Genomic DNA, 13,081 nt, shown 5'->3' with positions numbered 1-13,081 from the left:
CCTTCCAGTATTTGTTTGCCGTGCTTCAGATTGCGCCGTCACGGCGCAGGGCGGCGACGTGCGCAGCGTCGTAGCCGAGCCGCTCGCGCAGAACCTGCTCCGTGTGCTCGCCAAGCAGCGGTGGACGCACAACTTGCGGATCGGCAAAACCATCGAACTTGAACGGCAGCGGCAGCGCGCCGAAGGTGCCTATGGTCGGATGCTCGAACTCACTCACCATGCCGCGCGCCTTCACGTGCGGATCGGCAAGCACTTCGGCTACGTCGTTGATCGGACCGGCCGGTACACCCACGGCGTCGCAGGCTTCGCACAACCCGGCGCGCGTGCAGCCGGATATGGCCTCGGTGAGCGCGCTCATCACGCGCTCGCGATGCTCAACGCGCCCTGCGTTGGTCGCGAGTTGCGGATCGGCGGCGAGCGTGGCGAGCTTAAGCACTTTGCAGAGCGGCGCCCAGTGCTGGTCGCTGCAGGTGATGTGCACGAACGCACCATCGCTGCACGCAAAGGTGGCTGACGGGACACGCCCCGGATGCTCGGTGCCGAGTCGCGGGGGCACCTCGCCGAGCGCGAAATATCGGCCCGCCGCGAGCGTGAGCAGGCTCACCTGACCGTCGAGCATCGAGAAGTCGATATGACAACCCTTGCCGGTCAGCGCGCGGCCGTTCAACGCGGACAGCAGCCCGATGGCGATCCACATGCCCGAGGTCAGATCGGCGATCGGCAAGCCCGGTTTCACCGGTCCGCCGCCGCGCTCGCCCGTCAGACTCATCAGGCCGCCCATCGCCTGGAAGACGGTGTCGTAGCCCTTGCGCCTCGCATACGGGCCGGTTTGCCCGAAGCCCGTGCATGACACATAGATGAGCCGCTCGTTCTGCGCGCGCAGCGGGGTGTGATCCAGGCCGTAGCGCTGCAGCGTGCCCACCGGAAAATTTTCGATCAGGATGTCCGCGCCTGCGGCCAACTCGCGCACGATACGCCGCCCGGCGTCGGTCTTGAGATTGGCCGTGACCGACTGTTTTCCGCGATTGCACGCGAAGTAGTACGCAGATTCGTCGCCGACCTGGGGCTCGAAAGTGCGAGTCTCGTCGCCCGTGCCGGGTTGCTCGATCTTGATGACGGTTGCCCCCAACTCGGCGAGGATCATGTCCGCGAACGGGCATGCAAGCACGCGCGCAAGCTCGATCACGGTGACGTTGTTCAGGGGTTTGATCAGCGTGGAGTTCATTTGTCGTTTGCCCGGTCTTGACGGAAGCTGCGCATCATCATGTTGGTGTCGAGCGATGCATCCAGCGCCTGTTGCAAAGGCAGATCCGCCACGCGATGGAACAGCCGCTTGGTAGCGGTCATCGCTGGCGCGTCGCACGCGGCAAGGCGCTCGGCGACGCTGAGCGCAGTTTCAACCAGCGTTTCATCGGAAACGACACAGTTCGCGAGACCGAGCGACAGTGCGCGTGATGCGTCGACTGCCTCGCCTAGCGAAACGAGTTCAAACGCGGTCTTGCGCCCCACCTGGCGCACTAGATTCGCCATCACGATCGCAGCCACAATGCCGTGTTTCAGCTCAGGGTAGCCGAGCCTCAGACTTTCACCCGCCACCAGCATGTCGCATGCAATCGCCAGCCCTGCGCCGCCGCCCATCGCATAGCCGTGCGCTGCGCCTATTACCGGCTTGCCGATCTGGGAGAAGGCGCGATGCAGGTTGGTGGTGAGATGTGCGCGGTCGAGCGCGGCTTGCGCGGCACTGCCGGAATCGCCGGCATTAACGAAGCCGCCGAATTCTTTGGTGTCGGCGCCGGCACAGAACGCCTTCCCGGCGCCTGCCAGCACGATGGCCCTGACGGACGGGTCGCGGTCGGCGGCCTGCAGCGCGTCGAACAGCGCGCGGGTGAGTTCGTTGTTGAGCGCGTTGCGCTTCTCGGGTCGGTTCATCGTCAACAGGCGCACGGCGGCTCGGTCTTCGATGAGGAGGCTGTCGGTTGAGGTCATGGGTCGTCGGTTCGGAGCTTGGATGGGAACGCCACTGTGCGGCGCTTGAACTAAGATTAGAATTGATGCGTGATAAAGTCAAATAAAAATGAGTGATTTCGGCAAGCAAAAATTGCTTTTTCGGTCAGTGTTAACCCGTTGCATAGTGATGGGAAGAGAGAACACCGGCGCGCGGGCGGTTCGCGTTTAACGCTTAGTGGCAGGCCCTTTGCGCCGCTTTATGGGCTCGTTTGACGAATCGTCTGAACGTCCGCCCAAACCTGTAGGTAGTTGACAATGACGCGTATAGATGGTTCTATCATTCCAACAGTCACCACATTTCGACGGAACTTGACGAATCATGCCAGACCTGACTCTTTGTGAATGCTTTGCCCGCGACGGGCTCCAGCACGAAACCGAATTCGTCCCGACGGCACAAAAAGTTGCGCTGATCGACCGCTTCGCACGGGCGGGTTTCGCACGAGTCGAAGCCACTTCATATTCCAATCCGCAAGTCGTGCCGCAGTTCGCGGATGCGAGCGACGTGCTGGGGGCACTGCCGCGCGTCGACGGCGTGTACTACAAGGGCACATGCGCGAACCTGCGCGCGGTCGAACGCGCGCTCGATGACCTGGAAGCGGGGATCGGGGCAAACGAGGTCAGTTTGCTCATCTCAGCCAGCGAAGCGCATTCGCAGCGCAATCTGAAGCAAAGCCGCGCGGATCAATGGAAGCGAATCGAGGCGATGGCCGCCGCGGCGCAGGGCCGCTTTCGGCTGATCGGCACCATCTCCGTCGCGTTCGGCTGTCCGTTTGAAGGCGTGGTCGATGAAACAAGCGTGCTCGCCGATGTGGAGCGCTTCGCTTCGCTCGGCGTGCACCATGTCACGCTGGGGGACACCATCGGTGTCGCCACGCAGGCGGGCACGCAGCGCCTCTTCGGCGCGATGCTGAACGCGTTTCCCGATGTCGACGCCATCGCGCATTTCCACGACACCCGGGGTACCGGCATCGTCAATTATCTTGCCGCGCTCGAAGCGGGCGTGCGGCACTTCGACGTCGCTTTCGGCGGCGTGGGCGGACATCCGGCAAAGGTGAAGTATGGCGGCGGCGTGACCGGCAACGTGTGCACCGAGGACTTCGTGAACGTGCTCGAGACGATGGGAGTCGCGACCGGCATCGATCTTGCCGCGATGATGGACGCATCGCTTGTCTGCGAAGCCACGCTCGGTCGTACGCTCGCGAGCCGCGTCGCCCGGACCGGCCTGAACCCGATGCTAGCGCGTGCATCGACGCACACGAGGGTGGCATGAATACCGAGGTGGCACGGCCGCTCAGGATTGAATCGAGCTTCTGCATTGAGCAGGGCTTTGAACTCATCGACTACGGCGACGGCTGGACGATCCTCGCCTGCGACGTACAACCACGCCACGTCAACCGACACGGCAACGCCCATGGCGGCTTGCTCGCCGCGCTGCTCGACACGTCGATGGGACTTGCCGCACGTACCAACGGCCGCGTCGAGATCCTCGGCACCGCGAGTCTCACCGTGAATTACCTGAAACCCGCATCCGGGCGCATTGCCGCGCACGCGCACTTGCGTCGCTGCGGCCGCACGCTGGCGTTTTGCGACGCCGAGGTCCGCAACAGCATTAATGAAGTGGTGGCAACCGCGAGCGCGGTGTTCGCTGTCGCGCCTGTCGACCACCGATGACACCCCGCATATTGAACTAGGAGATTCAGCCCCATGTACGAAGATATCCAGCTTTTTATCGACGGCGAATGGAGATCGGGCGCGTCCGCGCGCACCATCGGCGTCGTGAATCCGGCGACGGAAGAAGTCATCGGCCGCGTGGCGCATGCCGAACGTGCCGACCTCGATGCGGCCGTCGCCGCTGCGCAGACGGGCTTTGACGTATGGAAGCGCATGAGTGCCTACGAGCGCGCAAATATCATGCGTCGCGCAGCCAACCTGCTGCGCGAGCGCGCCGATTCGATCGCGCGGATGATGACGCTGGAACAAGGTAAACCGCTCGCTGAAGCGAAAAACGAAGCGCTGTCGGCGGCCGATCTCATCGATTGGTTCGCGGACGAAGGACGCCGCGCATATGGACGCATGGTTCCGTCACGCATTCCTGGCTCATATCAGCTCGTGATGAAGGAGCCGGTCGGCCCGGCTGTCGCATTCTCGCCTTGGAATTTCCCGATCAATCAGGTCGTCCGCAAGCTGTCGGCAGCGCTGGCGGCGGGGTGCTCGATCATCGTGAAAGCGCCAGAAGAAACGCCAGCCGCGCCGGCCGCACTGATCCGTGCATTCGCGGACGCGGGCGTGCCGCGCGGCGTCGTCAATCTGGTGTACGGCGTGCCCGCCGAGATCTCGGAGTACCTGGTGCCGCATCCCGCGGTCCGCAAGATATCGTTCACCGGATCGACGCCAGTCGGCAAGCATCTCGCTGCGCTGGCGGGCCGGCACATGAAGAAGGCAACGATGGAACTTGGTGGTCACGGCCCTGCACTCGTCTGTGACGACGCAGACATCGACACCGCCGCTGCCCAACTTGGCGCATTCAAGCTGCGCAATGCAGGCCAGGTGTGTACATCACCGACGCGCTTCCTCGTGGAGCGCAAGATATTCGAGCCGTTCGTCGACAAGCTGGTTGCGGCAATGTCGAAGGTTCGGGTAGGCGATGGCCTGACCGAAGGCGTGACGATGGGCCCGCTCGCCAACGAGCGGCGCTTGCGTGCGTTGCAGGGCCTGGTCGACGACGCGCTTTCGAACGGCGGCGAACTGCGCACGGGCGGCAAGCGCATTGGGGAACGGGGTTATTTCTTCGAACCGACCGTCCTTGTGAACGTAGCCCGAAGTGCGCGAATCATGCAGGAAGAGCCGTTCGGGCCGATCGCAGTGGTCAACGCTTTCGAGTCGCTCGACGCAATGATCGACGAAGCTAACCGCTTGCCATACGGGCTTTGCGCCTTCGCCTACACGCGCTCAGCAAAGCAGGCGCATCGCATCGCAGCCGAAGTCGAGACTGGAATGATCACCGTCAACCAGATCGCGATCGCGTTTCCCGAAGTACCGTTTGGTGGTGTGAAGGACAGTGGCTACGGCACCGAGGGAGGCGCGGAAGCCATCGACGCCTATCTCAATCTCAAGTACGTATCGCAGCTCGACATCTAACTCGCGAGCGGTGCAGCGGGCGACCGCCGCACCGCTCGCGAGGAACTCATGCGCACGCAAAAGTCATAAACTGGAGACGAAGCAATGGACCTCGAACAACAGGTCATGAAACGGGTCATGTATCGCTTGATGCCCGTCCTGATCTTCTGCTACCTGATTTCGTACATCGACCGCAGCAATCTGGCGGTAGCCGCCATCGCGATGAACCGGGCACTCGGCCTTTCGCCAGCCGACTATGGGTTTGCCGCCGGGATCTTCTTTCTCGGCTACGTGATCTGTGAGATTCCGTCAAACATCTTTCTTTCGAAACTTGGCGCGCGCCTGTGGATCTCGCGCATCATGCTCACGTGGGGACTGCTTTCCGGCGCGATGGCTTTCGCAGTTGGTCCAAAGTCGCTCTACGTGCTTCGCATTCTGCTCGGCATTGCGGAGGCTGGGCTGTTCCCGGGACTCATATTTTACATTTCGTTCTGGTTCCCCTCGACGTATCGCGCGCGTGCCTTCGGCTACTTTCTCATCGCTATTCCGCTGTCTATCGTAATCGGTGCGCCGCTCTCCGCGTCGATCCTGTATATGGACGGCGTCGCCGGGCTCGCGGGCTGGCAGTGGGTATTCCTTATCGAAGCCACGCCCCCAGTGCTCTTCTCCTTCTTCTGCTTCTTTTTCCTGACGGACTCACCTGACAAGGCGAAGTGGCTCAGCGATCCCGAGCGCAAGTGGCTCATCGGGCGCCTCGCACGCGATGTCGAGCATGTCGACTCGCACAGCCGCGGCGAGATCATGTCGGCTTTCGCGCATCCGCGTGTGTGGCTCCTCAGCCTGATCAACGTAGCGCTGATCGCCTGCAGTTATGGTTGCGTGTTCTTCCTGCCGCTTATCGTCTCGGACTTTGGCTTCAGCAAGATGCAGACGGGCCTTATCACCGCGTTGCCGTTCCTTGCGGGCGCCATCTCGATGATTGTCTGGGGCCGAAAGTCCGACCGCTCAGGCGAACGAAAGCTGCATCTGATTCTTCCGTTGCTGGTGGCCGTGATTGGCTTCGGCATTGCCGCTGAAATGGACACGGTCACCGCGAAGATGATCGGCCTCGGGCTTGCCGCATGCGGTACCTTCGCGTCGTTGCCGCCGTTCTGGTCGTTGCCGCCGATGTTTCTCAAGGGCACCGGCGCTGCGGCAGGCATCGCCATGATTAACACAATCGGGAGTCTGGCGGGCTTCGGAGCGCCGTATCTGATGGGATATGTCAAGCAGCATACGGGCAGCTATGGACTGGGTCTTCTCATCATCGGAGCGAGCGCGCTGATCGCGGCAGTGCTCGCGCTCCGTATCCGGTCTAACGAAATGCCGGTCAGCCGCACCGCTTAAAACGCTCATCGAGGACAGACACGCTATGGATGCTTTCGACTATGTCATCGTGGGCGGCGGATCGGCCGGATGCGCGCTCACCGCAAGACTTGTGCAGGCTGGCAAACGCGTCGCATTGATTGAATCGGGACCGCCCGACAATCATCCGTTCATCCACATTCCCGCTACCTTCTTCAAGGTGCATGGTACACATCGCATGTGGATGTACAGGACGCTGCGTCAGCCAAACGTCAATAATCGGGAGCTCTATATTCCGCAGGGCCGCACGCTCGGTGGCGGCAGTTCGGTAAACGGGATGATCTACATTCGCGGCCAGCATCAGGATTTCGACGACTGGGAAGCGCTCGGCGCGCGCGGATGGGCTTGGCGCGACGTTCTGCCGTATTTTGTGAAAAGCGAAGGCAATGCTCGGATCGGCGGACCACTGCACGGTACGTCAGGGCCGCTGAAAGTCAACGATGCGCGTCATGTGCATCCGTTTTCGCGTGCGTTCGTGGAGGCCGCAACGCAAGCGGGCGTGCCGTTTACCGATGACTTCAACGGCGAACGCCAGGAAGGCGCGGGTCTGTTTCAGACGACCACCTTCGACGGACGCCGCGGTAGCAGCGCGGCGACTTATCTCAAGCTCGTGAAGCATGATCCACGTTTGCGGATCGTCACCGGGGCCGACGTGCTCAGGGTGCTGTGCGATGGTCGCCGAGCCACGGGCGTGCTGGTGCGTCACGCCAATGGCGAGGAGGAGAGGCTCGCATCCCGCGAGGAGGTTATCGTTTGTGCGGGAGGAGCCGCGAGCCCGAAGCTTTTGATGCTCTCAGGCGTCGGGCCAGCCGGCCATTTGCGAGATCTCGACATTCCCCTAATCCACGACCTGCCCGGCGTCGGAGAAAACTTCCAGGACCATCTGACTGCGCCGGTCTATGGCCGCGCCCGGCATCGGCATAGTTTGCTCGGGCACGACAGGGGGCTGCGTGCGGTGATGCACGGGTTGCAGTACGTATTCGCGCGCTCAGGCCTCCTGAGCTCGAATGTGATCGAAAGCGGCGCATTCATCGATACAGCAAACACTGGTCGTCCAGACGTCCAGATTCACACGACGCCGACGCTTGTTGGAGACGTTGACCGCAAGCCGCTAGAGGGGCACGGCATCACCATCGGACCATGTGTAGTGCGTCCCAAGTCGCGCGGCACGGTGCGGCTCGCATCAAAGGACCCGCTCGCGCCCGCGTTGCTCGATCCCCGCTTCTACAGCGATCCGTACGATATTGAAACAATGATCCGCGGCGTGAGGATCAGCCGCAACATTTTGCGTGCGCCCGCGCTGCGCGAATTGATTTCCGAAGAATTGATGCCCAGCGCGCAGGAGGACATCAGCGACGCGCAAATCGAGGAGCATATCCGCACGGTATCGAAGACGGTGTTTCATCCGGCCGGAAGCTGCCGCATGGGCGTCGATGTTTTAGCCGTGGTCGATCCGCAACTGCGTGTGCACGGCATGACCAATCTGCGCGTCGCCGATGCCTCCGTCATGCCCACGCTCGTGAGTGGCAACACCAATGCGACTGCCATCATGATCGGCGAGCGGTGCGCGGATTTCATTCTTAATCCGTCGGAAAAAAAACAGGAGAGCACAGCGCTGGCTAGCGAATCCCGATTCCATGCGAAAACCTCTCAGGCTGGGAAGCTTTGAGGAAGCTGCCCGGAAGCGGGGCCCGGCGGACTTGGGAAGTACCGCCGACTCTGCTAAGATATGTGACGTTGTCATGTATATTGGGCAGAATCAAGTGCCCTGATCGCGGGAGGCAAAACGTGGGAACGACGGTGCGGAAGGGTAAAAATTCGGCGGACGAGCGGGCTGTTCCGAATCGGGAGGACGCGCCCGCACTGGGCGATTTACGCGATCTGGTCTCGTTTCAGTTACGCCAGTTGACCAACATTTACACCAAGGGTTCGTCGAGCGCATACGAACGCCGCTTCGGTCTGACAATGAACGAATGGCGCTGCATGGCGCTTCTGCACGGCAAGCGCGGCATGTCCATGAACCGGCTTGCCGAGCATGCCCAGTTCGATCGGGGCCTCGCGAGCCGCACGGTCCGCGGCCTCGAGGAGCGGGGCCTGCTCGCCCGAGAAGCAGACCTCACTGATGGCCGAGGAGTGGTTATCACTCTGACTGCGCAGGGCAAGGCGCTGGTGTCGCAGGTATTTCCAATCGCCGAAGAACGAAATGCGCGCTTACTTTCGTGTCTCACCCGTGCCGAGCGCGAGATGCTCCCGGGGGTTTTACAGAAACTTACAAATCAGGCGCGCGCCATGCTGGACCAGGAGCGCGAGGAAGCGGAGTCCGGGGACCTAGCTTCCGACTCTCACGGCTCGGGGCAGGTTGAGGGAAGAGTGCGTCTACAACTGTAGGGAAAGCAGCTCATAGGGAAACGCCGACAAAGCCGCCCGCGTGAGCTTGCGGAAGCGCGTCGTGACCTACCGCAATTCCAACCAGGGAAGGACGTTGCCGCGCAAGTGCTGCATGGACGGTTGCGGACACATACTAGTCCAGTGTTCGAGTCGTTGCGACATCGCGCTCCCGGCCTCTCGATGAAGAGACCGCGGTGGCTGGTCTGGCCGTGTCGCGGCACGCAACGGAAGACCGTGTGGTTTTTATTAGTTGAGACTGTCGTCTTGCCGCGTGCCTGGGCCGTCCGCGCACTGGCTGTCATAGATGAACGGCACCGACCCGGACTTCGCGTGGCGCGGCCAAGGGATTGCTCTCTGTCGTGCTGGTGATGTGCTGCGCTACATTCAGCAACTGACCACGAAGCCGGATGTCCTGTGACGACGCGCCAACAAATATTGCAAACGGAGCCGCGTCCGACACCCAGGCGTTGCGCGCGGTGTCGTAATAGGCCAGTGACCGCTGATTGAGGTACACCCGCACGCGCTGCGTTTCCCCCGGCTGAAGGAACACTTTGGCAAAGCCCTTGAGCTCCTTGACAGGACGGGGCACGGGCGCGCTCTGTTCACCGACATACACCTGAGCCGCCTCCGATCCGGCAACCTGGCCCGTGTTAGTAACGTTGAAGGACACCGCGATGCGGCCGTCGCCGGTTGCGACTTGCGGCGAAATGCTCAGGCCACTGTAGGCGAAGGCCGTGTATGACAGCCCGAACCCGAACGGGAACAGTGGTGTGCGGTTCGTCTTCTCGAACCCGCGATACCCAACGAAGATGTCCTCGGTATAGGTCATCGCATTGAAATCGAGAGAATTCGAGTACTGCGGGTAATTAGCGAACGTCGGGTTGTCGCTGACGCTGCGTTCGATGGTGATCGGCAACTTGCCGGAAGGATTGACATCCCCGAACAAAATCTCCGCCAAGGCCTGTCCACCGTTCTCGCCTGGGTACCATGCATGAAGCGCGGCACCCACCTGTCCTATCCACGAATGCATGTCGAGTCCCGTGCCGCCATGCACTACTGCGATGGTCTTCGGGTTGGCCGCGGACACGTTGGAAATCAGTTCGTCCTGGAACTCCGGCAGCGTGAACGGATGGTCAAAGCCTTCGCCTTCATACTCGTAGCTGTTACCAACAGCGACAACAACCGCATCGTAGCTGCCCACGCCAGGAGGCGGAACAAGCGACGCCCAGCTAAGCTGTGCTCCGAGAAATCCTCCAAACAGTCCGACGTAGCCGGGGCGGGGGGAATAGTCGAACTGCACGGTGTACCGCTGGCCGGCCTGTAGCACGATTCGGGCGCTGGTCGGGATGGTGGGCGGGATAACGTTGCCAGCCAGCGGGCTGCCCTCGCCGTTTGTGAGAACTAGCTGGCCGTTGATGTAAAGGCGGACAGCGCCATCGGCTCTCGCCTTGAAGACATGCGCTCCAGTAGCTGTGGGCGTGACGACGCCTGTCCAGCGGACGGAACCCGGGGTCGACGAACCTCCTCCGTTACCGTATGTGGTGCCCGTCCCGGTGGCGGTTCCCGTGGTCCCCGTGACCACGCTTCCCCCGCCCGTTCCACTTCCAGGCCCCGTGACGCTTCCATTTCCCGTGGATGCGCCAGCCGTTACCAGGTTGATATTGGATTCGATGCGAGTGAGGACGGGCGTTCCACTCCACGTCGCATTGTTGAAATACTGAGCCTGAACGCCGGCTGTTCCGCTAGTCGTCGTCCAGACACTGCGCGACGGGTCAAGCGTCATTGCATCGATCAGGTCGACTCGCGCTCCGCCCGCGATCTGTTGCAGGCCGCTAATCTCGCTGATAAAAACCGGCGAAATTATGTTTGCACTGCCGTAGCCGGTAGGCGGCTGACCGGTCGCGAGTTCGCCGATTACGGCGATACTTTTTACGCTGCTGTGGCTAAGCGGGAGCACGTTGCCCGCGTTCTTGAGCAACACGATTCCCTCGCGCGCCACATCGAGTGCGGCGCGCTCCGCGAAGGCAGGATGCGAGCCGTTTGTCGCGGCCGGCACGCCGTTATTGAATCCATATGCAACGACGCGGCCCAGAATGCGGCTTACCTTGTCGTCAATGAGGCTTTGCGGAATCTGTCCGCTGGATATGAACGGACTGAGCGCGTCGGGCGAGAAGATCGATGCAGACGGACGTTCCATATCCACGCCAGCGAGCGCCGCGGGCAATGGGTGCTTCAAGGCAGCGTAGTCGGACTCGACGAAACCTGCGAAGCCCCATTCGTTTTTGAGCACCTGCTGGATCACGTGACCATTTTCACAGACCGGATCGGCACCGTTCAAGCCCTGGAAAGCGCACATGACGACTGCAACATTCGCGTTCTTGACCGACGACTCGAAGGGCACCATGTAAATTTCGCGCAGCGCTCGCTCACTTACGGATTCCATAAGATTGAAGCGGTTGGCTTCCTGTTCGTTGGCGATGTAATGCTTTGCGTCCGCCCACACACCTTGCGACTGAATACCGTTGATCTCCGCCGCGGCCATCACTGCGCCGAGATACGGATCTTCTCCGGATACGTATTCAAACGAACGGCCTGAGTAGGGCGTGCGATACATGTTCATCCCAGGACCGGCTATCTGCTGAAAGCCGCTCGAGCGTGTCTCCAGTCCAAGTGCGACACCCATTTCCTTTGCGCGGTCCGCGTTGAACGTAGCTGCGAGCGCGGGGCCTGCGGGGTAGGCCACGCCTGGCGGCGTCGCGAGTCGAACCCCCAGGCCTGCGTCGCTAGCTTTTATTTGCGGTAATCCCAGGCTTGGCACCGGCTTGACATCCCACGCACCTGTACCGCTGATGTAGTCCAGTTTCTGCACGGACGACATCTGATTCAGAAGCGATTGAGCGATAGCCTTGACCTGTGCCTGAGTCGATGGAAAAGGCGGGGGAGCAGAGTAAGCGGCCACGACACACACGCCCAGAATCGCTGTGACAGCATGTCGAACATTCATCGCGGCACCCGCTTCGTTACGGCCGTAGGAGACCCCCATCGCTGGTCTTAACGGCCAATGTCAATCGACAATAGTCCGTAACGGCGAAATGAAAAGCGCGGTAACATTCGGTTACACAGGGGAACTTCATTCCTCGATTTTTATGTACCACTCTGAACTCATGATGCGCACGCAGGTCGCTCTAGTGCCCTGAGGAGGAAGACCGATGCTGCGCATGTCGGAAGACCGGACTCCGAAATAGTTTGGCGAAACAAGGTGGCGGACATGAATTCCAGTCGTCTCATATTCGAATCACACCGCATTTCATTAACGTCTGCGCTAATAATAGGGGTTGCAGCGATCGGCGCAGGATGCGATGGAAGCGGTAGCCCAAGAGCGCAGCCCGTAGCAAACGCGAGTACGCAGACTGCCCAGCCGTCAACTGAAGATAGAGATTCAGCGGTGCCCTCGTTCGCTCAGTTAGTTTCTCCAGTCAGCCAGGCTCCCGTCGCGCGGCAAACGCAGGTCCAAGTCAAGGCGCAAAACCAGATGCCGGCCAGGCGGCAAACAGAAAACCAGTGACGAATACGCTTGGCACGCGGTTGTCTTTCGACCTGTACCATAGGGGGACTCGGGAGGCGCCGAAGCCTCCGAGGCGCGACTGGCAAGCCGATGCTGTCCTTTGGCGCAGAGGCGGATTCGCCTAAGGGCACAGCGCGGGAAATAATGCTCGCCATGTCATAGGGGCCCGTCGTCGGCCGCAGCAGACCCCGCCTCGGTCCAACATCACAGCGCAGGGGACGCACCGAGCAGTGACGTTTTTGCTGTCGCGACGGTGATGAAACTAGTGCCGGTTACGCGACTGGACTGTCAACCCCGTAATGAAGGGCCATCTACGCGGGGGCTGAAATAATGATCGTCACCGGTCGGCGATACAAGGACCATCTCATGCTTCTCGCCAGGGAACTTCGGTGTCTATTCGGTATCGTCGTAGTCGCCATCGCGTCGATAGCCGGTCGCGGAAAACACGAACTGCAGCGCGTGTTCATGTCCAATTGCTTCAGTGCATCGATGTATTGAGTCAAATCGATGTCATGCATCTCGTGTTGCTTCGGTGTATTGCGAGGATCAGGAACCGCAGGGAAGGCTCACCGTTGAGTTCCGTCAACGCTTGGATGACGG

General features: G+C 61.0%; 9 protein-coding genes. 6 read left to right on the top strand and 3 right to left on the bottom strand.

Features of this window, described 5'->3' with window-relative positions; genetic code table 11:
* Positions 1–25 precede the first annotated feature (25 nt).
* Both SB753_RS31975 and SB753_RS31970 read right to left on the bottom strand, forming a co-directional pair.
* On the bottom strand, positions 26–1,225 hold the full coding sequence (locus tag SB753_RS31975) for a CaiB/BaiF CoA transferase family protein (protein WP_410803872.1): 1,200 nt from the start codon (positions 1,223–1,225) through the stop codon (positions 26–28).
* The gene (locus SB753_RS31970; protein WP_410803870.1) at positions 1,222–1,986 is read right to left on the bottom strand and encodes an enoyl-CoA hydratase/isomerase family protein; all 765 of its coding nucleotides are present in this window, start codon (positions 1,984–1,986) and stop codon (positions 1,222–1,224) included. Before SB753_RS31970 ends, SB753_RS31975 begins: the two co-directional genes overlap by 4 nt.
* Positions 1,987–2,326: 340 nt before the next feature.
* On the opposite strand from SB753_RS31970, the gene SB753_RS31965 reads away from it, so the two are divergent.
* The 6 genes from SB753_RS31965 to SB753_RS31940 all read left to right on the top strand — a co-directional run bounded on the left by SB753_RS31965 (position 2,327) and on the right by SB753_RS31940 (position 8,916).
* Positions 2,327–3,277, top strand: coding sequence for a hydroxymethylglutaryl-CoA lyase (locus SB753_RS31965; protein ID WP_410803868.1), 951 nt, complete (start codon positions 2,327–2,329; stop codon positions 3,275–3,277).
* Positions 3,274–3,678: a PaaI family thioesterase gene (locus tag SB753_RS31960; protein ID WP_410803866.1), complete on the top strand. Its 405-nt coding sequence runs from the start codon at positions 3,274–3,276 to the stop codon at positions 3,676–3,678. The genes SB753_RS31965 and SB753_RS31960 overlap by 4 nt, the downstream gene beginning before the upstream one ends.
* Before the next feature lie 33 nt (positions 3,679–3,711).
* Positions 3,712–5,145 carry an NAD-dependent succinate-semialdehyde dehydrogenase gene (locus tag SB753_RS31955; protein WP_410803864.1) on the top strand — a complete coding sequence of 478 codons (1,434 nt, stop codon included), beginning with the start codon at positions 3,712–3,714 and terminating at the stop codon, positions 5,143–5,145.
* Between the two features lie 84 nt (positions 5,146–5,229).
* On the top strand, positions 5,230–6,510 hold the full coding sequence (locus tag SB753_RS31950; protein WP_410803862.1) for an MFS transporter: 1,281 nt from the start codon (positions 5,230–5,232) through the stop codon (positions 6,508–6,510).
* Positions 6,511–6,535: 25 nt separating this feature from the next.
* Positions 6,536–8,197 (top strand): GMC family oxidoreductase, encoded by a 1,662-nt coding sequence (locus tag SB753_RS31945; protein WP_410803861.1) that lies wholly within the window; start codon positions 6,536–6,538, stop codon positions 8,195–8,197.
* A gap of 119 nt (positions 8,198–8,316) precedes the next feature.
* Complete coding sequence (locus tag SB753_RS31940; RefSeq protein ID WP_410803859.1) at positions 8,317–8,916, top strand: MarR family winged helix-turn-helix transcriptional regulator; 600 nt, start codon at positions 8,317–8,319, stop codon at positions 8,914–8,916.
* 298 nt (positions 8,917–9,214) lie between these two features.
* Here SB753_RS31940 and SB753_RS31935 read toward each other — a convergent pair whose 3' ends face one another.
* Positions 9,215–11,920 (bottom strand): beta-glucosidase family protein, encoded by a 2,706-nt coding sequence (locus SB753_RS31935; RefSeq protein ID WP_410803857.1) that lies wholly within the window; start codon positions 11,918–11,920, stop codon positions 9,215–9,217.
* Positions 11,921–13,081 lie beyond the last annotated feature (1,161 nt).

Source organism: Paraburkholderia sp. SIMBA_053 (assembly GCF_046534895.1).
Classification (GTDB): domain Bacteria; phylum Pseudomonadota; class Gammaproteobacteria; order Burkholderiales; family Burkholderiaceae; genus Paraburkholderia; species Paraburkholderia caledonica.
The sequence above is the reverse complement of the archived record's forward strand: the minus strand, read 5'-3'. Positions and strand labels throughout refer to the sequence as shown.

Excerpts from the sequence above, each read along its gene's own strand:
- SB753_RS31965 (WP_410803868.1), top strand. The coding sequence starts at position 2,327 with ATGCCAGACCTGACTCTTTGTGAATGCTTTGCCCGCGACGGGCTCCAG.
- SB753_RS31955 (WP_410803864.1), top strand. The coding sequence starts at position 3,712 with ATGTACGAAGATATCCAGCTTTTTATCGACGGCGAATGGAGATCGGGC.
- SB753_RS31970 (WP_410803870.1), bottom strand. The coding sequence starts at position 1,986 with ATGACCTCAACCGACAGCCTCCTCATCGAAGACCGAGCCGCCGTGCGC.
- SB753_RS31975 (WP_410803872.1), bottom strand. The coding sequence starts at position 1,225 with ATGAACTCCACGCTGATCAAACCCCTGAACAACGTCACCGTGATCGAG.
- SB753_RS31935 (WP_410803857.1), bottom strand. The coding sequence starts at position 11,920 with ATGAATGTTCGACATGCTGTCACAGCGATTCTGGGCGTGTGTGTCGTG.
- SB753_RS31960 (WP_410803866.1), top strand. The coding sequence starts at position 3,274 with ATGAATACCGAGGTGGCACGGCCGCTCAGGATTGAATCGAGCTTCTGC.
- SB753_RS31945 (WP_410803861.1), top strand. The coding sequence starts at position 6,536 with ATGGATGCTTTCGACTATGTCATCGTGGGCGGCGGATCGGCCGGATGC.
- SB753_RS31950 (WP_410803862.1), top strand. The coding sequence starts at position 5,230 with ATGGACCTCGAACAACAGGTCATGAAACGGGTCATGTATCGCTTGATG.